This window comes from Rhodobium gokarnense (assembly GCF_025961475.1).
Taxonomy (GTDB): Bacteria; Pseudomonadota; Alphaproteobacteria; order Rhizobiales; family Rhodobiaceae; genus Rhodobium; species Rhodobium gokarnense.
On the sequence record NZ_JAOQNS010000016.1, the window covers coordinates 1 to 23,379 of the forward strand.

A 23,379-nucleotide genomic window follows, 5' to 3' on the forward strand; every position below is an offset into this window, starting at 1 on the left:
CAAATCGACATGCTTAGCGAAAAGCATGCTCACTAGAGGTGGGCAAGGTCGGAAGAGACGTCAAGCTCATTGATTTTCAAACTGAGACACTACCCTTGCCGCGCTTTGCAATGCCGTGGAGATCGATATGACGGCTGCAGGAGACGCAGAACTGAAGCGGGTATGGACAAAGATCGACCAGATCCGCGCCAAGCAGGCCGCCAAACCGAAGCATTCGCCTCTGCCTGGGCCGACGATGAAAAACAAGGCCGACTAACCGATGGCCGAAGCCGCCCGCAGAGACCAAGCCGACACCCTCGCCTATTCGGTGCAGGAGGCTTGTCGCGCGTGCGGAATCGGAAAGACGACGCTCTATGCGGCGATCAAGGCGGGGCATCTAACGCCCCGAAAGCTGGGCACAAAGACGCTGATACTGAGGCGGGATCTGGAAGGGTTTTTGGAACGCCTGCCACAGGCTACCGAGTGATGGAAACCACCTTGCCGCGCTCTTCGCCGAGACAATACCGCTCCCACGCCAGCATCAACCGGCGGCGCTTTGCTAGCGCATCGCCCCGGCGATATGCGCGCTCGGTCTCGTCTCCGACCGTGTGGGCAAGCGCGGCCTCGGCGACCTCTCTGGCGAACGACGTGGTTTCGCCGGCCCAGTCGCGGAAAGAGGACCGGAAGCCATGCACGGTGTAGGGATGCCCCATACGCCTCAGGACCATCGTGAAGGACATGTTGGAGAGCGGCCGGCCGGACCTCGCTCCCTCGAAAACAAAGGGCGCCGCGCCCCGTTGGCTGGTGAGGATTTCGGCCATGCGCGGGGTGATTGGAGCGCGATGCTCCCTGCCCGCCTTCATCCGGCCACCGGGAATCGTCCACACCTCTCCGTCAAGGTCGAACTCATCCCATGTGGCGAGCCGAACCTCGCCCGATCGGCAGGCCGTGAGGATCGTGAATTCGAGCGCCCGCACCGACGCGCTGTCCAGCCCCCGCAGTCGCTCCATGAACGCCGGAACCTCTGCAAAAGGCATGGCCGCGTGGTGGCCGCGCTGCAGCCTTTGTCTTTTCGGGAGCAGGTGGTCAAGATGCCCGCGCCAGCGCGCGGGGTTGTCGCCGGATCGCAGGCCCGTCGCCTTGGCCGCGTCCAGGATGCGTTCTATCCGCCCGCGAACGCGGGATGCCGTTTCCGCCTTCGCCAGCCATATAGGCTTCAGCAGGGACAGGATATCCGCTGTCTCAATGGCGTCGATCGGCTTTCCCCGGATGGGCTTGGCGTATTCGGCCATCGTCCATTCCCAGCTTCGCCGGCTTTTCTCGCTCCTGAAGCTCGGGAGAAGATCGGCAAACACCTGGTCGGCGAAATCACCGAACGTGACAGCGCCCTGGGAGGTCCGTGCGGCCCGGCGCGTCCGGATCGGATCAACACCCGCGGATACCTGCTTTCGCGCCTGTGCGGCCAATTCTCGCGCTTCGGCGAGGGAAATTGTGTCGGTGCCGCCGAGGCCCATCTCCCGGCGCCGGCCCTGCCACCGAAAGATGAACGTCCAGCGCTTCGCGCCGCTGGCGTCCACGATCAAATAGAGATTTCCGCCGTCGCTGTACTGCCCCGGCCCGGCGACGGACGCCACAAACCGGGCAGAGAGCTTTTTGACCTGCCTCACCATGTGAGGATGGAACCACGGCGGGGCGGGGGCTTCAACTGGAAAGGCATCGAGAATAAATGGTAACGGAAGCAATCATGGAAACGACTTGGCGGTCAATGGACAGCGCGCCAACGGACGGCACCAAAATCGTCGTTGAAGTAGAGGGGGGAATTGTCATCGCGCAATGGAAGCGCCACCGGGCATATCCCGGATGTTGGGCGTGGATGGTGGCCCCATGGCCTGGTTGCGACTTTCTGATGACCGTCGAACCGAAGCAGTGGACGCATCTTCCGGGGCTGCCAGCACCCTAACAAATACCCTAACATCCGACGCGGATTGCAGCGAACGGCTGCGAACGTCAATGAACACAAAACGATAAAAGAAGGCAAGGATTCAGAGGCATCGCGAACGCTGGCGAACGGCCACGGACGGATATTGGGCTCCCCTAGGGAGCGCCATTTTTTGCCTCACGACGAATTCGCTGCGCTCATCGCCTCCGGCGGGGCGGCCTGACCGGCCGGCGCACGGTCGTGCTTGCGAACCTGACGGTTCGTTAGTTCGCTCACGACAGTCTCGCTTCGCTCGACGCCTCCGGTGACTCCAAGTCGAGTGACACGCATCAATGTTCCATTCGCCGCGTAAGCCCCGTTTTTCCGGCGGCTCGACCTAATGCTTGCCTGGGACAGCAGCAAGCAAAGGTCTCACAATGGGTGGCTGCACGAGGACCGAAGCCGACCGATCTGACTCTTTGTGCGACCCAGCTCTCAATTGAAGAGTGAGACGCAGGCAACTACGCTCTCCCGATGACGGTCACGCCTCCTGGCGGTTCGACCGCGGCGGAACCCAGAGGCAAAGTTGGAGCGACATGGCGATCCCGGACTACCAGACCTTGATGCTTCCCGTGCTGCGCATTGCCGCTAAGGGCGAAACGCGGGTGCCGGAGGTCGCCGAAAAGATGGCCGACGAGTTGGGGCTCGCACCCGACGAGCGCGAGGAGATGTTGCCGAGCGGGCGCCAGCGGGTGCTGCACAACCGCATCCACTGGGCGAAATTCTACATGACCAAGGCCGGTCTGATCGACAGCCCGGCGCGCGGCCGTTTCCTTGCATCCGAGGCCGGCCGGGCATTGCTCGCAACCGACCCCACCCGCCTCGATACCCGGATGCTGATGGACTATCCGGGGTTCCTGGAATTTTACGAGAACAGCCACAGCAAGGGCAGCGGCAGCGATCGATCCCCTGACCAAGAACCCGCCATCGTCGTGGACGAAACCGAGACACCCGAGGAGCAGATCGAGGCCGCTTACCGCTCGCTGAACGCGGCGCTGAGGGCCGACCTCCTCGACCGCATCCGGGAGAACTCCCCGGCCTTCTTCGAAAAGCTCATCGTCGATCTGCTGGTCGCCATGGGCTATGGCGGCTCGCACCGGAACGCGGCCGAGCAACTGGGCCGCTCTGGCGATGGCGGTGTGGACGGCGTCATCAACGAGGACCGGCTCGGCCTCGACCGCATCTACGTCCAGGCCAAGCGCTATGCGGAGGAGAACACCATCTGCCGGCCGGCCGTTCAGGGCTTCGTCGGCTCGCTGGTCGGTTTCGGCGCCACCAAGGGTGTCTTCGTCACCGCCTCCACTTTCTCCAGCGGCGCCGTCAGCTACGCCAAGAATCTGCCACAGCGGGTCATCCTGATCGACGGCAACCGGCTCGCCGATCTGATGATCGAACACGGCGTCGGAACCCGTCCCCACCGCACCATCCAGGTCCAGCGCCTCGACGAGGACTTCTTCTCCGAGGACGGCTGAGGCAATCGACCGGTTCCGGGACCGTCTGATTTGCAGCTGGTCAATTGCGGCAGGACCACCTGAAAACGGCGCGGAAGGCCCACTCCCGCGCCGCTAGTTTTTCTTGTGCCTGCAAGGATGCTCAGGCGGTCTGTGCGCCCCCTACCAGGGCAACTCACACACGTCGTTGTGGAAACTCGCCGTTGGGCCGTCATTGTCCAGAAGCGCCATGCGGACGACGATGACGGCGGCCTCGGCGGGGGTGCGGGAGGGGCCGAAATTCGTGGCGGCGGTTGCCGTGTAGCCCGGGCAGATGGCGTTGACCTTGATGCCCTTGTCCTGGAGCTGGTCGGCGTAGCTGAGGGTCAGGGAGTTGAGGGCCGCCTTGGAGGCCTTGTAGGTCGGCATCTTCTTGTCGGAGTGTTCCCAGTCCGGCGTGAAGTGCAGGCCGAAGGAGGCGAGTTCCGACGAGACGTTGACGATGCGCGGGGCCTTCGATGCCGACAGCATCGGGATCATCGCCTCGGTCACGCGCACCGTGCCGACGACATTGACCTCAAGCGTGCGCTCCAGCTTCTCCAGCACCGTCAGGGTCGGGTCGTAGTCGAGGCCGACGCCGGCATTGTTGACGAGGATGTCGAGGTGGCCGAAATCGCGCTCGATGAGGGCGGCAAGGCCGGCGACGCTGGCGTCGTCCGTGGTGTCGAGTTGGACGGGCTGAACGGACAACCCCTCGGCCCGCATCGGGGCGGCGGCGGCCTCGCCGAGGGCGACGTCGCGACAGCCCATCAGCACGTGTACGCCCTGGCGCGCGAGGGCAACGGTCACGGCCTCGCCGATGCCGCGATTGCCGCCGCTGACGAGCGCAATCAGTTTGCTGTTTTCCATGTCAACGTTTGCTCCAAATGGGCCGGAGGTGCACGCGCATCGACTCCGGCAAGTCACTTCGGCCGGGAGGAGAACCGAAGGGCTTGCGCCGGCAAACCGTCTTTGCGTATAAAACCTCAAGCTTGGTTGAGGTCAAGAAAACAGCCCCGGACAAAATGGCACAGCCCGGATCATTCCTTACGGTCGGCGAGGTTTCCGAGCGCAGCGGCGTCCCGGTCTCGGCCCTGCACTTCTACGAGGCCAAGGGGCTGATCTCGGCGGCCCGTACCCGCGGCAACCAGCGCCGCTATTCGCGCGACATCCTTCGCCGCATCGCCATCATCCGGGTGGCGCGCGATCTCGGCTTTTCGCTGGCGGAGATCGCCCCGCTGCTGAAGCCGATCCCGGAGGGCCAGTCGCCGAGCGCAGCCGACGTCAAGGAGATGGTGGCCGACTGGCGTCTGGCGATCCAAAAGCGCATCGACGATCTGGCGGAGCTGCGCGACAAGCTCGATGGCTGCATCGGCTGCGGTTGCCTGTCGCTCACCGAGTGCCCGCTCCGCAACCCGTCCGACGAACTGGCCACCCACGGCACGGGCGCCGTGCTGCTGGGGCAAGCGGGGGAATGACGACGCAAAACGTGCGGGACGGAAAATCTCCATCCCGGGACGTGCATTTGCGGGGCGGCAGTGTCGCCATGCCCTGCCCTTGCGGCGTCGGCAACGCCCGCCATTGGGGGCATCGGGTGTGCCGACATGTGGCGAAGTTGCTCAGATGCCCATAAAATCGGCAATGAACGCCCTTTTTTTGTTCTCGATCATCGACTTTCGGTCCCGGACCGGGTTTTAAGGCCGGCAGCCCGAGCCGGTCGCACGACACTCCCTCCCCTGCGCCGGTATCCACCACACGACCGCATCGAGGCCGGCCATGCGACGGCCGGTTGGCATGCGAAACACTCCACAGGATCGATTCATGAACGCACCGCGAGAAAAGTGGCATTCCCGCATCGGCTTCGTCGTCGCCGCTGCCGGCTCCGCCGTCGGCCTCGGCAACATCTGGAAGTTTCCCTACATCACCGGCGAGAACGGCGGCGCGGCGTTCCTCCTGCTCTATCTGGCCATCGTCTTCACCATCGGCCTGTCCGTCCTGCTGGCCGAGGTCGCCGTCGGCCGCGCCGGCCAGACCGATGCCCTTTCGGCCTTCAAGGTGCTCGGCCACAGGGGCTGGACCGTGGTCGGCGCGATCGGCCTCACCGTCGCCTTCCTCATCCTGTCGTTCTATTCGGTGATTGCCGGCTGGACGATCGCCTATGTGATCAAGTCCGCGGACGGCGCCTTCAGCGGCCTCGATATCGGCGCGATCGGCAACTCCTTCGTCGACTTCATCTCAAACCCCTGGCAGCCAGTGATCTACCAGGCGATCTTCGTCGTCCTGACCGTCTTCGTGGTGCTGAAGGGTGTCGCCTCCGGCATCGAGCGGGTCAGCAAGATCCTGATGCCGATCCTGTTCTTCATCCTCATCGCCCTTGTCGCCCGCTCGCTGACCCTGCCGGGCGCGGAAGCCGGCCTCAGGTTCTTCCTGGCGCCGGACTTTTCCAAAATCAACGGCGCCGTCTTCATGGCCGCCCTCGGCCAGGCCTTCTTTTCGCTGTCCATCGGCATGGCGGCGATGCTGACCTACGGCTCCTATCTGGACCGCAACACGCGCATCGGCCGCTCGGCCTGGTACATCGTCTCCCTCGATACGATGGTGGCGGTGCTGGCCGGCCTTGCCATCCTGCCGGCGGTCTTTGCCTTCGGCCTCGACCCCAAGGCCGGGCCGGCGCTGACCTTCATCACCCTGCCGACGGTGTTCCAGGCAATGCCGGGCGGCGCGATCTTCGGGCCCGCCTTCTTCGTGCTGCTCCTGATCGCGGCGCTGACCTCGTCGGTCTCGCTGCTGGAGCCGCTCGTTGCCCTGTTCCGGGACCGCGGCTTCGGCCGTGTCCCGACGACGATCGCCATCGGCTGCGTCACCTTCCTGCTCGGCGTCCCGTCCTCGCTGTCACAGGGCATCTGGGCCGACTACAGGCTCTTCGGCATGGGCTTCCTCGACCTCCTGGACTTCCTGACCTCCAACATCATGCTGCCGGTCTCCGGCCTGATGCTGGCGATCTTCGTCGGCTGGGTGATGGGGCCGCGGGCCGCCGACGAGGTGACCATGGACGGCGAGCATCCTGGCATCCTGCTGACGGTATGGATCTTCATCCTGCGCTTCGTGGCACCGGTCGCCATCCTGGCGATCCTCATCAACGGGCTGATGTAGCACCACGCGCGATGTTCCTGCGCCAGGCAGGGGCATGAAAAACCGAAAAGGCCCGGGACGGTCGATCGCCATCCCGGGCCTTGTTCTTGCGGCACAGCACTGTCGCCATGCCAGCCTCTCGGAACTTACCTGGTGCTACCGCCCCTTCCAGGGCACCAGCTTCTTTTCGACCAGGCGCATCATCAGGTCGAAGATATAGGCGATGGCGCCGATGACGATGATGCCCATGAACACCACCTCGGTGACCAGGAACTCTGCGGCGTCGAGCACCATGTGGCCGAGGCCGACCTGAGCGGCGACCATTTCGGCCGCCACAAGGGTCGTCCAGCCGAAGCCGATGCCGATGCGCATGCCGGTCAGGATCTCCGGCAGCGCCGCCTTGAAGATGACGTGCCAGATGACCTGGAAGCGCGAGGCGCCCATGGAATAGGCCGCGTGGATCTGCTCGATCTGCACCGAGCGCACACCGGCCCTTGCGGCCAGCGCCATCGGCGCGAAGATGGCCAGGAAGATCAGCGAGATCTTCTGGCTCTCGTCGATGCCGAGCCAGATGATGGTCAGCGGCAGATAGGCCAGCGGCGGGATCGGCCGGTAGAACTCGATCGGCGGATCGAAGATGCCGCGGGCGATGCGGTTGATGCCCATGGCAAGGCCGACCGGTATCGCCGTGATGCAGGCGAGGAAAAAGGCGGAGAACACTCGCATCAGGCTCTGGGAGGTGTGATCCCACAGGGTGCCGCCGGAAAACGGCTCCTGCGAGATGGAGATGAAGCGGTGGAACACGGATTCCGGCGTCGGCAGGAACAGCGGTTTCACCCACTCGTAGTTGGAGGCCACCCACCACAGGCCGAGGATGAGGATCGCTGTGACGATGGAAATGCTGAGGCTGCGGCCGGAGCCGGGTGCGCCGTAGGACTCGCCGGGCTGCACCGGGCCGGCGCCGAAGATGTTGCCGATTGAGCCGGAAAAGCCATTGGATCGGGACTGGTCAGACATTGGCGCCTCCGCCCATTTCGTCGCCGTGGATGATCGACAGGATCTTCTCGCGCATGGCGATGAAGTCCGGATCGGACTTCACGGCCCGCGCGTTGCGGGTCTCGAAGAAGCGGTGGCAGAAATCGAGCTCGTATTCGTGGGTGATACGGCCCGGACGCGGCGACATGACGATCAGCCGCGTCGCCATGAACAGGGCCTCCTCGACGCTGTGGGTGATGAAGAAGACCATCTTGTTGGTCTCGCGCCAGACGTCGAGGATGAGTTCCTGCATGGACTCGCGGGTCAGCGCATCGAGGGCGCCGAGCGGCTCGTCCATAAGGAGCGCATCCGGATCGGAGGTCAGCGCGCGGGCAAGGCCGACGCGCTGCTGCATGCCGCCCGACAACTCGTAGATGTTGCGGGTCTCGAAATCCTCCAGGCCCACCAGCTTCAGGTATTTGCGGGCGATCTCGCGGCGCTCGGTCTGGCCAACGCCCTGCAGCTTGAGGCCGAAGGTGACGTTCTTCAGGACCGTCAGCCAGGGCATCAGCGCGTGCTTCTGGAACACCACGCCGCGGTCCGCGCCGGGGCCGTTCACCCGCTTGCCGCCGAGGGTGACGGTGCCGTAGCTCGGCTGGATGAAGCCGGCGAGCAGGTTGAGGAAGGTGGTCTTGCCACAGCCGGAGGCGCCGAGTGCGACGACGAAATCGCCGTCCTGGATGGTGAGAGAGACCTTTTCCAGGGCATGAACGCCGTCGCCGCCACCCTTTGTCGGGTAGATGACCGTGACGTCCTCTGCCTTCAGCGTCTTGCTGGCAGCAGGTACGGGAGCTGCACCTTGTGTTTCTGCCATGATAGCCCCTTTCGCTGGCATGGTCCGGGAGTCCGTTGAGTAGCACCGCATCGGCGCGGCCGCAGCGAAAATCGAGGACGCCGCGGCTCGGAAAGGACGGCGGCGTCGGCCGGAGGCCGGAATTGCCCGGCAGTCCAGCCTCAAAAAAACGCGGCGAACCGGCTGTTTTCCTTGGAATGGAGCCCCGATCGGGCGGCGCCGCAACGGGAGGAATTGCGGTCCGCCCCGGCGCGTCCCCTTTGGCGCCGATGCCCGAAATGCCCCGGCGGACCGCAGCCATCTGAGGCCGCGGCCCGCCAAGGGCGTGTTTTTCTGCCAGTCTTATTGGCCGAGGGCGGCCTTGGCGAACTCGTCGGTCACCACGGTGCCGTAGTCGTCGAGCATCTTGTCGATCTTGCCCTCACCCTTCAGGAACTCGGAGGTGAAGTAGAGCGCCTTGGCGGCACCGCCTTCCGCCCCGCCGCCGAGCCAGCGGCTGGAGGCCTGCTCCTCGAGCGTCGGGAAGCCGTAAAGGGCGAGCACGCCCGGAACGTCCGCGGCTTCGCCGCCGACCAGGCTGACGATCTTCTTGGCGTTCTCGGAATCGGCGCCGAAGGCGTCCGGATTGCTGCGATAGGCCTCGTCGGCGTCGGCGATGGTCTTCACGAAGGTCGTCATGAAGTCCTTGTTTTCGCCTGCCCAGGTCTTGTTGACGACCATGCCGTCGAAGGTCGCCTTGCCCCAGCTCGACAGGGTGCCGGAGGTGATCAGCACCTTGCCGCTCTCCTTGATGCGGCCGAGGGCCGGATCCCAGATGAAGGCGGCGTCGATGTCACCGCGCTCCCAGGCGGCGGCGATGGAGTTCGGCTGCATGTTGAGGATCTTGACCTCGGAGGGGTCGATGCCGAACTGCTCGAGCGCGAACAGGGTGTGGAAGTGGGTGGTGGAGACGAACGGCACGCCGAGCGTCTTGCCCTTCAGGTCCTGCGGCGCCGTGATGCCGGAGCCGTCGCGCACGACCAGCGCCTCGGCGGAGGCGATGTCCTCGGTGATCCAGAACAGCTCGATGTCGAGGCCGCGCGAGACGCCCGCGGCGATCGGGCTGGAGCCGGCAAGCGCAATCTGCACGTCGCCGGAGGCCATGGCGTTGATCACCTTGGCGCCGGACGAGAACTTGGCCCATTTGATCTTGTAGCCGGTCGCTTCCTCGAACTTGCCATCGGCGATGGCGACCTTCCACGGATTGTAGATGGTCTGGTAGCCGATGGTTACCTCCTTGTCGGCGGCCGAAGCGACGCCGGCCGACAGCACGGCGGCGGTCGCGACCGCAGCGATGGAACCGATTACACGTTTCAACATGTTGTTCTCCTGATTTGCATGATGCCACCCGTGGTTCTTTGCCATCGGTGCGGCGTTCCTGTCATTGCGAACCGTCCATTACGCCGCCGAAGCTACGGCAGCCGGACTGTCCGGGCAATGCGCTGTTCCCCAAGCGAATGTGGGCCCTCTCTCAGTGGCCGGTTTCCTCCAGTGTCTTTCTGATGATGGAACAAATCTCGTCGACATGCGAGCGCTCCGCAACGAGCGGCGGAGCAATGATCCCGCAATCGCCGGTGAACTTCACGTGCAGGCCGTTCCAGAACAGCCTGGTCTGCACTTCCGAACCGCGCAGGCCCGGGGCGGCGCCCGGCGCCAGGTCGATGCCGGCGAGCAGGCCGTAGCCGCGGATATCGGTGATCAGGTCGATGTCCTGCAGCTCGAACATCTTGTCGAGGAAATAGTCCGAAAGCGCCGCGGCGCGCTCGAACAGCTTCTCGTTCTCGTAGATGTCGAGGGTGGCGATGCCGGCGGCGCAGGCGGCCGGGTGGCCGGAATAGGTGTAGCCGTGGAAGAACTCGATGGCGTTCTCCGGCGCCGCATCGACGATGGTGTCGTAAACCTTGTCGCTGACGGCGACCGCGCCCATCGGCTGGGCACCGTTGGTCAGCGCCTTGGCCATGGTCATGATGTCCGGCGTGACGCCGAAGGACTGGGACGCGAACGCCTTGCCGGTGCGTCCGAAGCCGCAGATGACCTCGTCGAAGATGAGAAGGATGCCGTAGGTGTCGCAAATCTCGCGCAGGCGTTCCAGATAGCCCTTCGGCGGCACCAGGATACCGGTGGAGCCGGCGATCGGCTCGACGATGCAGGCGCCGATGGTGCTGGCGCCGTAGGCGTCGATCATGCGCTGCAGGTCTTCGGCAAGCTCCGCGCCCCCTTCCGGCTGGCCGCGCACGAAGCGCTCGTTCGGCGACCAGGTGTGGCGCATCAGGACGACGTTCGGCATCACCACCGGGAAGGTCTCGCGGTTCTTGACCATGCCGCTGAGCGACACGCCGCCGATGTTGACGCCGTGATAGGCGCGCTCGCGCGACACGAACCGGATGCGCTGGCCCTCGCCCCTGGCGCGGTTATAGGCCATGGCGACCTTCAGCGCGGTATCGACCGCCTCCGAGCCGGAATTGACGAAGAAGACGTGGTCGATGCCTTCCGGCAGGATCGCGGCGAGCTTGCGCGCCAGTTCGAACGAGCCAGGCGTGCCGGAGGCGAACGGCGACATGTAGTCGTTGGTCTGGAGCTGGGCGTGGACCGCGTCGGCGATCTCGGTCCGGCCGTGCCCGGCGGCAACGCAGAACAGGCCCGACGAGCCGTCGAGAAGCTGGCCGCCGCGGTGGTCCCACAGATGGACCCCCTCGCTCTTGACGACGAGGCGCGGGTCGGACTTGAAGGCCCGGTTGGCAGTGAAGGGCATCCAGTGATGCTCGAGGGAATTGGCCGCGATATTCATTAGTCGCATGTCCTCAATTGACGGGCCTGGCGACCCGAAAGGCGAACGGCCATGGCGCTGTCATGGCCGGTCACGATCGGTCCGGCTACCCGCGCGGTTCCTTGTTTTTGATTGGTCCGAACGGTACGCTGCCGCTGGTACCATGTTATAGGACCAGATACGTGGTTTTCATGAGGCCAGTTGGTGTCGAACATCCTCTTCCAGCTTGACCGGTCCTCCTCCGTCAGCCTGCAATCGCAGATCCGCGAGACGCTGGTCACCGCCATCCTGGCCGGGCACCTCCTGGAAAACGAGCGGTTGCCGTCGAGCCGCGAGCTCGCCCGCTCGCTCGGCGTTTCGCGCAACACTGTCATGCTCGCCTATCAGAGCCTGATCGACGACGAATTCCTGATCGCCTCCGAACGCTCCGGCTATTTCGTCAACGGCCGGACCGCGGCCGGCTATGCGGCGAGCGACGGCGAGGCGGCGCCGGTGGCCGGCGACCGGCCGGACTGGAAGGGTCCCCTCACCGTCCGCCCGGCCACCATGCGCAACATCTCCAAGCCGGCCAACTGGCGGCAATACCCCTACCCGTTCATCTACGGCCAGATCGACCCGTCGCTGTTTCCGATCTCCGAATGGCGGGAATGCTCGCGACAGGCGCTCGGCAAGCAGTGGCTCGACGTCTGGGCTGACGATCTGCGCGACCTCGACGATCCGATGCTGGTGGAGCAGATCCGCAAGCGCATCCTGCCGCGGCGGGGCATCCTTGCCGACGATGAGGAGATCCTCGTCACCCTCGGTGCCCAGAACGCGCTCTTCCTGCTGGCGACGCTGCTGATGTCCCGCGACACGCGGGTCGGCATGGAGGAGCCGGGCTATCCCGATGCCCGCAACATCATCCGCATCCACTCCGACCGGATGGTGCCGATCCCCGTCGACAACGAGGGCATCCAGGTCGGCCCGGAAGTGAAGGCCTGCGACGTCGTCTTCGTCACGCCCAGCCACCAGTTTCCGACGACCGCGACCCTGTCGCGGACACGCCGCACGGCGCTGCTTGAGGCGGCGGAGACGCACGATTTCGTCATCATCGAGGACGACTACGAGTTCGAGACCAACTACGTCACCGAGCCGACGCCGGCGCTGAAGTCGATCGATACGCGCGGCCGGGTGGTCTATGTGGGAAGCCTCTCCAAGACGCTGTTTCCGGGGCTTCGGCTCGGCTTCCTCGTCGGCTCCAAGGAACTGATCCGCGAGGCGCGGGCGCTGCGCCGGCTGATGGTGCGCCACCCGCCGAGCAACAATCAGCGCACCGTCGCCCTGTTCCTCGCCCTCGGCCACCACGACGCGCTGATCCGCAAGCTGCACCGGGTCTACCGGCGGCGCTGGGAGGAGCTCGGCCGCGCGCTCGACAGGCACCTGCCGAATGCCGGCGCGGTGCCGAGCTTCGGCGGCACCAGCTACTGGGTCGCCGGCCCCGAAGACCTCGATGCCGATCTCCTGCGCGAGGACGCCCTCTCCCACGGCGTCGTCATCGAATCCGGCAGCGTCAACTTCGCCCGCCAGCCGGCGCCGAAGAACTGCTTCCGGCTCGGCTTTTCCTCCATCGCCCATGACTGGATCGAACCGGGGATCGCGATCCTTGCGCGGCTGATCGAGGGCCAGCTCGCCACGCGGCAAACCCGGCAGGGCGGCGCAGAGATCTTGCCGCCCCAGGCGGCCGCGCAGGAGGCCTGAGCGGCGTTTGAGAGCCCGTCTGGCCCTATCGAATCCTGCGAATTGGACCTACTCGCATTTGCGATCGCTTCCGATGACGGTATCTCTCCCCTAAGCCGGGGCGTTCGCACCGGCTTCCGGCACCGGCATCCCAAGACCGTTGCCGCACGAAAACGAAAAAACGGGCCGCCTCGGACAAGACAACAAGGACTCCAGCCATGCTCAGCCGACAGGCCGTCACCTGCCCGCCCTCGCTCCTGGAACTCGCCGAACCGCTGCCGGCAACGCCGACCGCGATCGTCAATGCCGGCGCCCAGCTTGCGATGCTGAGCGCCCACGATGCCACCCGCCTCAACCTGATCGAGCCGGTGTTCTTCGGCGATCCGGACGCCATCACCCACCATGCCCTGGAACTCGACTGGGACATCTCCGGCTACCGCATCGTCGCGACCGACAACGAGGCGGACGCGGCCAAAGAGGCGGCGGCCTGGGGCGGGCGCGGCGATGTCGGCATGGTCATGAAGGGCCATATCCACACCGACGTCTTCATGCGGGCGATGGTCTCCAAGGCCTCCGGCATGCGCACCGGCGCGCGCTACACCCATGTCTTCCACATGACGGCGCCGGACCGGGAGGGCTCGCTGCTGATCTCCGACGGCGCGGTCAATGTCCATCCGGACTTCGAGACCCGCAAGTCGATCCTGAAGAACGCCGTTCTGATGTCCCGCGCCCTCGGCAACCAGCGGCCGCATGTGGCGATCCTGTCGGCGACCGAGGAGGCGACGGAGACCATCCCCTCCTCCATCGAGGCACAGAGACTGTCAGACTGGGCGAGCGAGAACGTCGCCGACGCCGAGGTGTTCGGGCCGCTCGCCTTCGACCTCGCGGTCTCGCCCGATGCCGGGCGCATCAAGGGCGTCGACCATCCGGTGGCCGGCAATGCCGACATCCTGATCGTGCCGGACATCGTCTCCGGCAATGCCCTCTTCAAGATGATGGTCTATTTCATGGGCGCCTGCGCGGCCGGGCTCGTCCTCGGCGCCAAGGTGCCGATCCTGTTGACCAGCCGCGCCGACCCGCCGGCGGCCCGGCTCGCCTCGGCAGCCCTCGGCAGCGTCGTCAACGCCCATATGAAACAGCAGGACGGGGCGTGAGGCCTACCACAGGAAGGCGCGGGCGAGGAGATTGATCGCGGCGACGGCGGACAACGCCAGGACCACCGGCCGGTAGCGGCGGGCGACGCGGGCATTGAGCCTTGGTGCGAAATAGCTCGCCACCAGCATCACCGGCGCGAGCACGGCGATCAGCACCGCATCGCTCCAGTGCACCCGGCCGATGGCGATCAGCCCGAAAAGCGAGACCGCCGCGCCGATGGCAAAGAACGCGTTCAGAGTCGACCGAGCGTGGTCGGCCTTCACATCCTGGTAGATCAACGCCATCGGCGGCGCGCCGACGGAGGTGATGGTCCCCATGAGGCCGGAAATGAAGCCCATGGAGACCAGTGCTCCGCGCGTCAGCGCCAGCCGAAAGCCGGCAAGGCTGAGGGCGACGGCAAAGAGGATGCCGGCGGAAAACAGCACCGCGAAGCTGTCCTTTCCCGGCAGCACCAGGAGCACAGCGATCGCGCACAGCATGCCGGCGAAGCGGCCGGCGAGCGCGACGCCGACCTCGTCCATCCGCACCTGACCACGTTCCTTGGTCGCCGCAAGGCTCGCCGTGACGATGCCGAGAACGATGATGGGGATCGGCACGAAATGGGTGTCGATCATGGCCAGCAGCGGCGCCGACGTCAGCCCGAAACCCATGCCCGTCGTCGTCTGGACGATGACGCCGAGAACGACGATCAGGCTGGCGAGGCCGAGCATCCAGAGCGGCAGGTCGGCGATCATGGGGAAGACTCCGGGCCGCAGGCGCGCCTGCGCCGCGGCTTCGTCAGGGGATATATACAGTGAATGCGTCGGCGGGCTGCCGCGAGTCGGTGCACCATGCGCCGCGGCGCGGGCGCAATCAAGCCCGCCCTCGCCGATGGCCCGACCGGCCCGAAAATCCGCCCCTTTTTCTTGACGACGGCTCCGTCCGGACGATCCGGCAGCGACGAGCGCGTGCGCCAGGGTGTCGCATTCCAGATGCCGGCTGTCGCTTCCTGTCGCATCACGTCGCGGCGGTTGCGGCAACGTGGTTTTACCCATGCCTCCCGCGCCCGCGCCGATCAGGAAGATGCCCGATGAGTGACGAAGACGATCTGGACCTCAACGAACTGAGCGATGAGGAACTCATCGAGCAGATGCATGACGACCTCTATGACGGCCTCAAGGACGAGATCGTCGAGGCCGTCAACATCCTCCTGGAACGCGGCTGGCAGCCCTACAAGGTGCTGACCGAAGGACTCGTCGAAGGCATGCGCATCGTCGGCGTCGACTTCCGCGACGGCATCCTGTTCGTGCCGGAGGTGCTGCTGGCCGCCAACGCCATGAAGGCCGGAATGGCGATCCTCAGGCCCCTGCTCGCCCAGACCGGAGCGCCGAAGGTCGGCAAGATGGTCATCGGCACGGTCAAGGGCGACATCCACGACATCGGCAAGAACCTCGTCTCCATGATGATGGAGGGCGCGGGTTTTGAGGTCGTCGACATCGGCATCAACAATCCGGTGGAGGACTATCTCGCCGCGATCGAGGAACACCAGCCGGACATCCTCGGCATGTCGGCGCTTCTGACGACCACCATGCCCTACATGAAGGTCGTCATCGACACGCTCGTCGAAAAGGGCGTGCGCGACGACTACATCGTGCTGGTCGGCGGCGCGCCGCTCAACGAGGAATTCGGCAAGGCGGTCGGTGCCGATGCCTATTGCCGCGACGCGGCGGTGACGGTCGAGACGGCCAAGGAGCTGATGATGCGCAAGCACAACCAGCGCCAGATCGCCTGAGCCGGCCGACATGGTCCCCGAACCGCTCCTGATCATTGCCTGCGGGGCGCTGGCGCGGGAAATCCGCGCCGTCATCGATCTCAACGGCTGGGAGCACGTGACGCTCACCTGCCTCTCCGCCCAGCTCCACAACACGCCGGAGCGGATCCCGGCCGCCGTGCGCGAGGCGATAAGGGCGATGCGGCCGGTCTATGGCCGTATCTTCGTTGCCTATGCCGATTGCGGCACCGGCTGGCGGCTTGATGCCGTGCTGGCCGAGGAAGGCGCGGAGCGGATCGACGGCCCGCACTGCTATTCGTTCTTCTCCGGCGTGGACGCGTTCGCAAAGGTGGCAGAAGACGAGATCACGGCGTTCTACCTGACCGATTTCCTCGCCCGCCAGTTCGAGGCGATGGTGATCAAGCCGCTCGGCCTCGACCGCCATCCGGAACTCGCGGACATGTATTTCGGCAATTACGAAAAGCTGGTCTATCTCGCCCAGACCGAGGACCCGGTGCTGACCGAAAAGGCCCGCGCGGCCGCTGACCGGCTCGGGCTCGCCTTCGAGCGCCGCCTCACCGGCTATGGCGACCTGGTATCGGCGCTCTCCGATGCCGCAGAAGCGGTTCCTGCGCGCGCTTTGGAAGCCGTGTCGTAATCCGAAAACGCAACGTCGTTTCCATCGTCGCCCGGCGCCCGCGTCATACGTAACACTACGTGGGTCGCGGCATGGACCGCGCGTGTCCCGTTCGAGCGGAGGGCCGTCCGATGGCCAAGCTGCAGATCGTCTACTGGCGCGATATCCCGGCCCAGGTGATCGCGCGCGAGGGCCGCAAGACCGCCAAGCGGGTGCTCCCCGAGCGTTTCGAAAAGGCCATCGACCAGTGCGCCATGCGCACCGGCGCGGCCGGCACCGATGCCTATCTCGCCGACTGGCGGCGCGGCGAGGCGGAGGATGTCGCAGGTGATCTCGAAGCCGTCGCTGGCGAAGCCGCCGCCGCCATCGAGGCCGATTATGACATGGAACGGCTCAAAACATTGATCGCCGCCGGCGGGCGCGACAGCGCGCCCTGACCGGCCTTTTGCCGCTTTTTCCGGAGCATCGCCATGACCCGCACCATCGTCGCCTCCGCCACCAGGGAAGCCGTCATCGGCTTCGATGCACCGTTCTGCGTCATCGGCGAACGCATCAACCCGACCGGCCGCAAGAAGCTTGCCGCGGAAATGCAGGACGGCGACTTCTCCACCGTGGAAGCCGACGCCATCGCCCAGGTCGCGGCCGGCGCGACGATGCTCGACGTCAATGCGGGCGTCACCTCGGTCGACCCGAACGTGACGGAGCCGCCGCTCCTGGCCAAGACCGTGGAACTGGTTCAGAACCTCGTCGACGTGCCGCTGTCGCTCGATTCCTCGGTCTCGGCCGCGCTCGAAGCCGGGCTCCAGGTCTGCAAGGGCCGGCCGCTGATCAACTCCGTTACCGGCGAGGAGGAGAAGCTGGAGCTGATCCTGCCGCTGGTGAAGAAATACGACGTGCCGGTGGTGGCGATCTCCAATGACGAGAACGGCATTTCCGAAGACCCGGACGTGCGCTTTGCGGTCGCCAAGAAGATCGTGGAGCGGGCGCAGGACTTCGGCATCAAGCCGGAGGACATCGTCGTCGATCCGCTGGTGATGCCGATCGGCGCCATGGCGACCGCCGGGCTGCAGGTGTTCGCGCTGGTGCGCCGGCTGCGCGAGGAGCTGAGGGTCAACACGACCTGCGGCGCCTCCAACGTCTCCTTCGGCCTGCCGCACCGTCATGGCATCAACGCCGCCTTCCTGCCGATGGCGATCGCCTCGGGCATGACGTCGGCGATCATGAACCCGCTGAGGCCCCAGGAGATGGAAGCGGTGCGCGCGGCCGACGTGCTGATGTCGACCGACAGGAACTGCGCCACCTGGATCCGCACCTATCGCGAACCCGCCCCCGAGGGTGACGGCGCGGCGGGCGGCCGGCGCGAACGGCGCCGGCGCCGGGCCGGCTGAGCCCGCAATGGCCGAGGAGCGTCCCCCGGAGAGCGAGACGGCCCGCGTGGTGTTCCTGCCGAGCGGCCGGCGGGGCACGTTTGCGCACGGCACGACGCTCTTGGATGCGGCGCGCTCGCTCGGCGTCTATCTGGAATCGGCCTGCGGCGGGCGGGCGATCTGCGGGCGCTGCCAACTCCTTCCGGTCTTCGGATCCTTTGCCAAGCACAACATTGAGTCCCAGCCCGACCACATCACCGCCTTTTCGGACGTGGAGGCCCGGTTCAAGACCGATTTCGGGCTGAGGCCCGACCGGCGCCTCGGCTGCCAGACGCGCATCCTCGGCGACATGGTCGTCGACGTGCCGCCGGATTCCGAAATGCACCGGCAGGTCGTGCGCAAGCGCGCCGAGGGCCGCAAGCTGCCGCTTCATCCGGCCACAAAGCTCTACACCGTCGCCGTCGACGAGCCGGACATGCACCATCCGAGCGGCGATCTGGAACGGCTGGTCACAGCGCTGGAAAGCCGCTTCGAGGTCAAGGTCGAGCGCTGCGCGCCCTCTGTGCTGCGGTCCCTGCAAAAGACCCTTCGCGCCGGCGACTGGAAGGTCACCGTCGCCGTCCATGACGACGGACGGGGGCCGCCGACGATCGTCGCCGCCTGGCCCGGCAGCCACAACAAGCTCCTCGGCATTGCCGTCGATGTCGGCTCGACCACCATCGCCTGCCACCTGATGGACCTCAACCGAGGCCGCACCCTCACCTCCTCCGGCATCATGAACCCGCAGATCCGCTTCGGCGAGGACCTGATGAGCCGGGTCTCCTACATCATGATGAACCCGGACAGCCTTGACGATCTGGTCGGCGCGGTGCGCGAGGCGATCGACGCGCTCGTCGGCAAGGTCGTCGCCGATGTGGGCGCGGAGCGCAGCGACGTCCTGGAAGCCGTCTTCGTCGGCAATCCGGTGATGCACCACCTGCTGCTGGGCATCGACCCGACGGAGCTCGGAGGGGCGCCCTTTGCGCTCGCCACTTCCGGGGCTCAGACCCTTGCCGCCAGCGACCTCGCCCTGGAACTCGCAAGAGGCGCCAGCGTCTACACCCTTCCCTGCATCGCCGGCCATGTGGGCGCCGATGCCGCCGCTGTCATCCTCTCCGAAAAGCCCTACCGGGACGATCTCCTGACGCTGATCGTCGATGTCGGCACCAATGCGGAGATCGTGCTCGGCAATTCGGAGCGCGTGCTTGCCTGTTCCTCGCCGACCGGGCCGGCATTCGAAGGCGCCGAACTGACCTCCGGCCAACGGGCGGCCCCCGGCGCCATCGAGCGCGTGCGGATCGATGCGGAGACGCTGGAGCCGCGCTTCAAGGTCATCGGCTGCGATCTGTGGTCGACCGAGGACGGCTTCGAGGAGGCCGTCGCGGTCACCGGCGTTACCGGCATCTGCGGCTCCGGCATCATCGAGGCGATCGGCGAGATGTTCCTTGCCGGCCTCCTCACCACCGACGGCATCATCGACGGCGCCAAGGCCGCCGTCTCTCCCCGCGTCGTCGGCGACGGGCGGACCTTTTCCTACGTCCTCGCCGATGGCCCCCCGGCCCTTCGCATCACCCAGAACGACATCCGCGCCATCCAGCTTGCCAAGGCCGCGCTGCGCGCCGGCATCCAGCTCCTGATGGACCGGCTCGGCGCCGCCTCCGTCGACCGGATCCGGCTCGCCGGCGCCTTCGGCAGCCATATCGACGTCAAATACGCCATGCTGCTCGGCATGATCCCGGACTGTGACCTCGACAAGGTCACTTCCATCGGCAATGCGGCCGGCACCGGCGCCCAGATGGCGCTGCTCGATACGCGCGCCCGGACCGAGATCGAGGACGTTGTGACCCGCATCGAGAAGGTGGAAACGGCCGTGGAGCCCGCCTTCCAGGAGCATTTCGTCGCCGCCATGGCGATCCCCCACAAGACCGACCCCTATGCCCGGCTCGCCTCGAAAGTACCGCTGCCGGAGCGCACGGCATCGGCCGGGGCGGCGCGCGGCGGCGAGCGGCGCCGGCGGCGGCGCGGCACCCCACAAGCAAGAACCGGCGAGACCCAGCCGGACGAGACCTGATCTGGAGAAACGGCGATGGCATCAGACACGGAAGGCGCCTCGCGGCGCGGACGGGGCGGGCGCAGCGCCAAGCGGGCCCAGAGGGATGCCGCGCGCTCGGTGGCGCCGGCCTATCTCACCCGCAGGATCGGCTATGTGGACCTGTTGCGCGAGGAAGAGCTCGACAGGATCGTCCACCATTCCGACCGCATCCTTGCCGAGGTCGGCATCGAGTTCCGCGGCGATCCCGAAGCCCTCGCCCTCTGGAAGGGAACGGCGGCGGAGATCGACGGCGAGCGGGTGCGGTTCCCCAAGGGCATGCTCGACAGGATCATCGCCGAGAACGTCCAGCCGGTGTTCACCCAGCACGCCCGCAATCCGGCCCGGTCGGTCCAGATCGGCGGCGACCATACCGTTTTCGTGCCCGCTTACGGCCCGCCTTTCGTGCGCGACCTTGAGGGTGGGCGGCGCTACGCCTCGCTGAAGGATTTCGAGAACTTCGTCAAGCTCGCCTATATGACGCCGCACCTGCACCATTCGGGGGGCACGATCTGCGAGCCGGTCGAGATCCCGGTCAACAAGCGCCATCTGGACATGGTCTATGCCCATATGCGCTGGTCCGACAAGCCGTTCATGGGCTCCGTAACGGCGCCGGAGCGGGCCCAGGACACCGTGGAGATGTGCAAGGTCCTGTTCGGTGCCGACTTCGTCGACCAGAACTGCGTCGTCACCAACCTCATCAACATCAACTCGCCGCTCGTCTTCGACAACGTCATGTCGTCGGCGCTCCGGGTCTATGCCGCGGCCAACCAGTGCTGCATCGTCACGCCGTTCATCCTCGGCGGCGCCATGGGGCCGGTGACGATCGCCGCCGCGCTCGCCCAGGCCCATGCGGAAGCGCGGGTCGGCATTGCCCTCACCCAGCTCATCCGGCCGGGGGCGCCGGTGATCTACGGCAACTTCTTTTCCTCGCTGTCGCTGAAGACGGGCGCGCCGACCTTCGGCATGCCGGAGCCGGCGCTCTCCTATCTCGCCATCGGCCAGCTCGCCCGGCGGATCGGCGTGCCGCTGCGCTGCGGCGGCTCCCTGACGGCGTCCAAGGTGGCCGATTTCCAGGCCGCCCAAGAGAGCGTCGACTCGCTGGTGCCGGCGGTGCAGTCGGGCGTCAACTTCGTGCTGCACGCCGCCGGCTGGCTCGAAGGCGGGCTCGTCATGGGCTACGAGAAATTCGTGCTCGATGCCGACCGGCTCGGCATGATGGCGCGCTATCTCGAGGGCATCGACCTCGACGACAACGGCTTCGGCATGGACGCCTTCGCCGAGGTCGGGCCCGGCAACCACTTCCTCGGCTGCGCCCACACCATGGCCAATTTCGAGACCGCCTATATCAACCCGCCGCTGACGGATTCCGAATCCTTCGAGCAGTGGCACGACGGCGGCGAGAAGGACGCCAACATGCGCGCCCACGAGCGCTGGAAGGCGATGCTGGACTCCTATGTGCCGCCGGAGATCGACCCCGACCGCGACGCGGCGCTTCAGGAGTTCATTTCGAAGCGCAAGGAATCAATGCCCGACGCCTGGCATTAGTTTTTCGAAAAGGCGGCGATCGCGGTGGGGATCAGCCCTTCAGCGGGTCGGCCGCATCGATAAGCCGGAGCTGGACCTTCTTCTGGCCGCGCCAATGGTCGAGGCCGATGGAGCCGGCGAGGTGGAGTGCGCCGCCGCGGGCGGACAGAAGCGCCTCACCGAGAGGCTCTTCCGCGGCGCGGAACGCAATGCCCTTCAGGGAGACGCCGCCGGAGCCGGCGATGGTGCAGCGGACATGGCCGTTGCCGACGGGCTCGGCATAGGTCACGCGATGTGCGGGAAAGGCGAACACCGGCTGCGGATGCCCGGCGCCGAAGGGGCCGGCCTTTTCCAGCATCTCGCAGAGTTCCGTCGTCGCGCCGCCGGCGGTCAGCGCGCCGTCGATGGAAAGCGCATCGTTTTCGCGGGCGGCCATCGCCGCTTCGCCAAGGGCTTCTTCCAAAAAAGCCTCGAAATCTTCCAGCCGGTCTTTTGAGAGCGTCAGGCCGGCGGCCATGGCGTGGCCCCCGCCCTTGACGAGAAGACCCTCCGCGGCGGCCTTGCGGACCGCCGCACCGAGGTCGACGCCGGAGACGGAGCGGCCGGAACCCGTGCCGGTATCGCCGGAAAAGGCGATGGCGAAGGCCGGGCGGCGATAGCGCTCCTTCAGGCGCGAGGCGACGAGGCCGACGACGCCGGCGTGCCAGCCCTCGCCATGGGCGACGATGACCTGGCGGTTGCCGCCGCTAGCCACGACCGCGACCTGGGCATCGGCTTCTATCAGCGTCTCGGCCTCCAGCGCCTGGCGCTCGGCGTTGAGGGTGTCGAGCTGGCGCGCGATGTCGGCGGCCTCGGCGGCATCGTCCGACGTCAGCAGCCGCATGCCCATCTCCGCATCGCCGATGCGGCCGCCGGCATTGATGCGGGGCCCGAGCAAAAAGCCGAGGTGATAGGGAGACGGCGGGCCGGACAGCCGGGCGATGTCGGCGAGCGCGGCGAGCCCGACATTGCCGCGCCGGCGCAGGATGTCGAGGCCCTGGACGACGAAGGCACGGTTGAGGCCCTTCAGCGGAACGACGTCGGCGACGGTGCCGAGCGCTACGAGATCGAGCCAGGAGATGAGGTTGGGTTCGGGCGTTCCCGTGCGGGCGTAGAAGCCGCGGCGGCGAAGCTCGCGGTTGACGGCGACGACGGCGAGGAACGTGACGCCGACGGCGGCGAGGTGCCCCTCGCCGGAGAGGTCGTCCTGGCGGTTCGGATTGACGAGGGCCGAGACCGCCGGAAGGTCGAGCCCGGCCTGGTGGTGATCGAGGACGACGACGTCGAGCCCGCGTTTCGCCGCCTCCTCGAATGCCGCGCAGGGGCTGGTGCCGCAGTCGACGGTGACGAGGAGTTTTGCACCGGCTTCGGCGAACTCTGAAACCGCTTCCGGGTTCGGGCCGTAGCCTTCCGCAATACGGTCCGGGATGCGGATGAGAGGATCGGCGCCGAGCGACCTCAGGAAGCGGGCAAGGAGCGCGGATGACGTGGCACCATCGACGTCGTAGTCGGCGAAGACGGCGATCTGCGTTCCCGCCATCACAGCATCGGCGATGCGGGCGGCCGCAGCGTCCATGTCGGTGAGCACGGACGGATCGCACATCAGCGTCTTGAGGCGCGGCTCCAAGAAACCTTCGGCGGCATCGGGGGCGACGCCCCGTGCCGCGATCACCCTTGCGATGATGTCGGGAAGGCCGTGGCGCTGGGCGATGGTCTCGGCCGCCAGGGCCGCGGGCGCATCGAGCCGCTCGCGCCAGACGCGGCCGCTGACGGAGCGGGTGACGCCGAGAACGGCACGGGTCTCGGGATCGTCACAAAAGCCCGTTGGCTGGAGCACCGCCGGTGTCCCTCCGGTTCGTCACAAATGT

General features: G+C 66.2%; 21 protein-coding genes. 13 read left to right on the plus strand and 8 right to left on the minus strand.

Annotated elements, in window-relative coordinates:
• The first annotated feature begins 127 nt into the window (after positions 1-127).
• Both M2319_RS21245 and M2319_RS21250 read left to right on the plus strand, forming a co-directional pair.
• Complete coding sequence (locus M2319_RS21245) at positions 128-256, plus strand: hypothetical protein (RefSeq protein WP_264603479.1); 129 nt, start codon at positions 128-130, stop codon at positions 254-256.
• A 3-nt stretch (positions 257-259) separates the two neighbouring features.
• A complete protein-coding gene (locus M2319_RS21250) occupies positions 260-466 on the plus strand; it encodes a helix-turn-helix domain-containing protein (RefSeq protein WP_264603480.1) in 207 nt (68 codons plus the stop codon).
• Here M2319_RS21250 and M2319_RS21255 read toward each other — a convergent pair.
• Positions 456-1,649, minus strand: coding sequence for a tyrosine-type recombinase/integrase (locus M2319_RS21255; RefSeq protein WP_264603481.1), 1,194 nt, complete (start codon positions 1,647-1,649; stop codon positions 456-458). The two genes, M2319_RS21250 and M2319_RS21255, sit on opposite strands and share 11 nt — an antisense overlap.
• A gap of 844 nt (positions 1,650-2,493) precedes the next feature.
• On the opposite strand from M2319_RS21255, the gene M2319_RS21260 reads away from it, so the two are divergent.
• Positions 2,494-3,429 (plus strand): restriction endonuclease, encoded by a 936-nt coding sequence (locus M2319_RS21260; protein ID WP_264603482.1) that lies wholly within the window; start codon positions 2,494-2,496, stop codon positions 3,427-3,429.
• Between the two features lie 141 nt (positions 3,430-3,570).
• On the opposite strand, the gene M2319_RS21265 is transcribed toward M2319_RS21260, so the two are convergent.
• The gene (locus M2319_RS21265) at positions 3,571-4,296 is read right to left on the minus strand and encodes an SDR family oxidoreductase (RefSeq protein WP_264603483.1); all 726 of its coding nucleotides are present in this window, start codon (positions 4,294-4,296) and stop codon (positions 3,571-3,573) included.
• Between the two features lie 155 nt (positions 4,297-4,451).
• On the opposite strand from M2319_RS21265, the gene soxR reads away from it, so the two are divergent.
• Both soxR and M2319_RS21275 read left to right on the plus strand, forming a co-directional pair.
• Positions 4,452-4,904: a redox-sensitive transcriptional activator SoxR gene (gene soxR, locus M2319_RS21270; protein WP_264603484.1), complete on the plus strand. Its 453-nt coding sequence runs from the start codon at positions 4,452-4,454 to the stop codon at positions 4,902-4,904.
• Positions 4,905-5,247: 343 nt separating this feature from the next.
• Positions 5,248-6,579 (plus strand): sodium-dependent transporter, encoded by a 1,332-nt coding sequence (locus M2319_RS21275; RefSeq protein WP_264603485.1) that lies wholly within the window; start codon positions 5,248-5,250, stop codon positions 6,577-6,579.
• Positions 6,580-6,714: 135 nt separating this feature from the next.
• Here M2319_RS21275 and M2319_RS21280 read toward each other — a convergent pair whose 3' ends face one another.
• From M2319_RS21280 to M2319_RS21295, 4 genes are all read right to left on the minus strand, one after another.
• Complete coding sequence (locus tag M2319_RS21280; RefSeq protein ID WP_264603486.1) at positions 6,715-7,575, minus strand: ABC transporter permease subunit; 861 nt, start codon at positions 7,573-7,575, stop codon at positions 6,715-6,717.
• Positions 7,568-8,407 (minus strand): taurine ABC transporter ATP-binding protein, encoded by an 840-nt coding sequence (locus M2319_RS21285; protein ID WP_264603487.1) that lies wholly within the window; start codon positions 8,405-8,407, stop codon positions 7,568-7,570. The genes M2319_RS21280 and M2319_RS21285 overlap by 8 nt, the downstream gene beginning before the upstream one ends.
• A gap of 321 nt (positions 8,408-8,728) precedes the next feature.
• Positions 8,729-9,745 carry a taurine ABC transporter substrate-binding protein gene (gene tauA, locus M2319_RS21290; RefSeq protein ID WP_264603488.1) on the minus strand — a complete coding sequence of 339 codons (1,017 nt, stop codon included), beginning with the start codon at positions 9,743-9,745 and terminating at the stop codon, positions 8,729-8,731.
• Positions 9,746-9,896: 151 nt separating this feature from the next.
• Positions 9,897-11,213, minus strand: a complete 1,317-nt coding sequence (locus tag M2319_RS21295; RefSeq protein ID WP_264603489.1) for an aspartate aminotransferase family protein — start codon at positions 11,211-11,213, stop codon at positions 9,897-9,899.
• Positions 11,214-11,396: 183 nt separating this feature from the next.
• Between M2319_RS21295 and pdxR the strand changes: the two genes are divergently transcribed.
• Positions 11,397-12,929, plus strand: a complete 1,533-nt coding sequence (gene pdxR / locus M2319_RS21300; protein WP_264603490.1) for a MocR-like pyridoxine biosynthesis transcription factor PdxR — start codon at positions 11,397-11,399, stop codon at positions 12,927-12,929.
• Positions 12,930-13,126: 197 nt separating this feature from the next.
• The gene (locus tag M2319_RS21305; protein WP_264603491.1) at positions 13,127-14,062 is read left to right on the plus strand and encodes a bifunctional enoyl-CoA hydratase/phosphate acetyltransferase; all 936 of its coding nucleotides are present in this window, start codon (positions 13,127-13,129) and stop codon (positions 14,060-14,062) included.
• Between the two features lie 3 nt (positions 14,063-14,065).
• On the opposite strand, the gene M2319_RS21310 is transcribed toward M2319_RS21305, so the two are convergent.
• Positions 14,066-14,797 (minus strand): sulfite exporter TauE/SafE family protein, encoded by a 732-nt coding sequence (locus tag M2319_RS21310; protein ID WP_264603492.1) that lies wholly within the window; start codon positions 14,795-14,797, stop codon positions 14,066-14,068.
• Between the two features lie 335 nt (positions 14,798-15,132).
• On the opposite strand from M2319_RS21310, the gene M2319_RS21315 reads away from it, so the two are divergent.
• The 6 genes from M2319_RS21315 (at position 15,133) to M2319_RS21340 (ending at position 21,493) form a co-directional block, all read left to right on the plus strand.
• Positions 15,133-15,834 carry a corrinoid protein gene (locus M2319_RS21315; protein ID WP_264603493.1) on the plus strand — a complete coding sequence of 234 codons (702 nt, stop codon included), beginning with the start codon at positions 15,133-15,135 and terminating at the stop codon, positions 15,832-15,834.
• Between the two features lie 10 nt (positions 15,835-15,844).
• Positions 15,845-16,471: a DUF1638 domain-containing protein gene (locus M2319_RS21320; RefSeq protein WP_264603494.1), complete on the plus strand. Its 627-nt coding sequence runs from the start codon at positions 15,845-15,847 to the stop codon at positions 16,469-16,471.
• A gap of 110 nt (positions 16,472-16,581) precedes the next feature.
• Positions 16,582-16,887: a virulence factor gene (locus tag M2319_RS21325; RefSeq protein WP_264603495.1), complete on the plus strand. Its 306-nt coding sequence runs from the start codon at positions 16,582-16,584 to the stop codon at positions 16,885-16,887.
• Positions 16,888-16,920: 33 nt separating this feature from the next.
• Positions 16,921-17,838: a methyltetrahydrofolate cobalamin methyltransferase gene (locus M2319_RS21330; RefSeq protein WP_264603496.1), complete on the plus strand. Its 918-nt coding sequence runs from the start codon at positions 16,921-16,923 to the stop codon at positions 17,836-17,838.
• A 7-nt stretch (positions 17,839-17,845) separates the two neighbouring features.
• On the plus strand, positions 17,846-19,927 hold the full coding sequence (locus M2319_RS21335) for an ASKHA domain-containing protein (RefSeq protein WP_264603497.1): 2,082 nt from the start codon (positions 17,846-17,848) through the stop codon (positions 19,925-19,927).
• Between the two features lie 15 nt (positions 19,928-19,942).
• Positions 19,943-21,493, plus strand: a complete 1,551-nt coding sequence (locus M2319_RS21340) for a trimethylamine methyltransferase family protein (RefSeq protein ID WP_264603498.1) — start codon at positions 19,943-19,945, stop codon at positions 21,491-21,493.
• A 31-nt stretch (positions 21,494-21,524) separates the two neighbouring features.
• Here the strand turns inward: M2319_RS21340 and recJ are convergent, their stop codons facing one another.
• Complete coding sequence (gene recJ, locus M2319_RS21345) at positions 21,525-23,348, minus strand: single-stranded-DNA-specific exonuclease RecJ (RefSeq protein ID WP_264603499.1); 1,824 nt, start codon at positions 23,346-23,348, stop codon at positions 21,525-21,527.
• Between the last annotated feature and the right edge of the window lie 31 nt (positions 23,349-23,379).

What these genes read in the sequence shown, in the direction of transcription:
- tauA (WP_264603488.1), bottom strand. Translation starts at nt 9,745, where the DNA reads ATGTTGAAACGTGTAATCGGTTCCATCGCTGCGGTCGCGACCGCCGCC.
- M2319_RS21280 (WP_264603486.1), bottom strand. Translation starts at nt 7,575, where the DNA reads ATGTCTGACCAGTCCCGATCCAATGGCTTTTCCGGCTCAATCGGCAAC.
- M2319_RS21275 (WP_264603485.1), top strand. Translation starts at nt 5,248, where the DNA reads ATGAACGCACCGCGAGAAAAGTGGCATTCCCGCATCGGCTTCGTCGTC.
- M2319_RS21325 (WP_264603495.1), top strand. Translation starts at nt 16,582, where the DNA reads ATGGCCAAGCTGCAGATCGTCTACTGGCGCGATATCCCGGCCCAGGTG.
- M2319_RS21265 (WP_264603483.1), bottom strand. Translation starts at nt 4,296, where the DNA reads ATGGAAAACAGCAAACTGATTGCGCTCGTCAGCGGCGGCAATCGCGGC.
- M2319_RS21250 (WP_264603480.1), top strand. Translation starts at nt 260, where the DNA reads ATGGCCGAAGCCGCCCGCAGAGACCAAGCCGACACCCTCGCCTATTCG.
- M2319_RS21335 (WP_264603497.1), top strand. Translation starts at nt 17,846, where the DNA reads ATGGCCGAGGAGCGTCCCCCGGAGAGCGAGACGGCCCGCGTGGTGTTC.
- M2319_RS21310 (WP_264603492.1), bottom strand. Translation starts at nt 14,797, where the DNA reads ATGATCGCCGACCTGCCGCTCTGGATGCTCGGCCTCGCCAGCCTGATC.
- M2319_RS21330 (WP_264603496.1), top strand. Translation starts at nt 16,921, where the DNA reads ATGACCCGCACCATCGTCGCCTCCGCCACCAGGGAAGCCGTCATCGGC.
- M2319_RS21245 (WP_264603479.1), top strand. Translation starts at nt 128, where the DNA reads ATGACGGCTGCAGGAGACGCAGAACTGAAGCGGGTATGGACAAAGATC.
- M2319_RS21255 (WP_264603481.1), bottom strand. Translation starts at nt 1,649, where the DNA reads ATGGTGAGGCAGGTCAAAAAGCTCTCTGCCCGGTTTGTGGCGTCCGTC.
- M2319_RS21320 (WP_264603494.1), top strand. Translation starts at nt 15,845, where the DNA reads ATGGTCCCCGAACCGCTCCTGATCATTGCCTGCGGGGCGCTGGCGCGG.
- M2319_RS21305 (WP_264603491.1), top strand. Translation starts at nt 13,127, where the DNA reads ATGCTCAGCCGACAGGCCGTCACCTGCCCGCCCTCGCTCCTGGAACTC.
- M2319_RS21285 (WP_264603487.1), bottom strand. Translation starts at nt 8,407, where the DNA reads ATGGCAGAAACACAAGGTGCAGCTCCCGTACCTGCTGCCAGCAAGACG.
- M2319_RS21260 (WP_264603482.1), top strand. Translation starts at nt 2,494, where the DNA reads ATGGCGATCCCGGACTACCAGACCTTGATGCTTCCCGTGCTGCGCATT.
- M2319_RS21340 (WP_264603498.1), top strand. Translation starts at nt 19,943, where the DNA reads ATGGCATCAGACACGGAAGGCGCCTCGCGGCGCGGACGGGGCGGGCGC.
- M2319_RS21315 (WP_264603493.1), top strand. Translation starts at nt 15,133, where the DNA reads ATGAGTGACGAAGACGATCTGGACCTCAACGAACTGAGCGATGAGGAA.
- soxR (WP_264603484.1), top strand. Translation starts at nt 4,452, where the DNA reads ATGGCACAGCCCGGATCATTCCTTACGGTCGGCGAGGTTTCCGAGCGC.
- M2319_RS21295 (WP_264603489.1), bottom strand. Translation starts at nt 11,213, where the DNA reads ATGAATATCGCGGCCAATTCCCTCGAGCATCACTGGATGCCCTTCACT.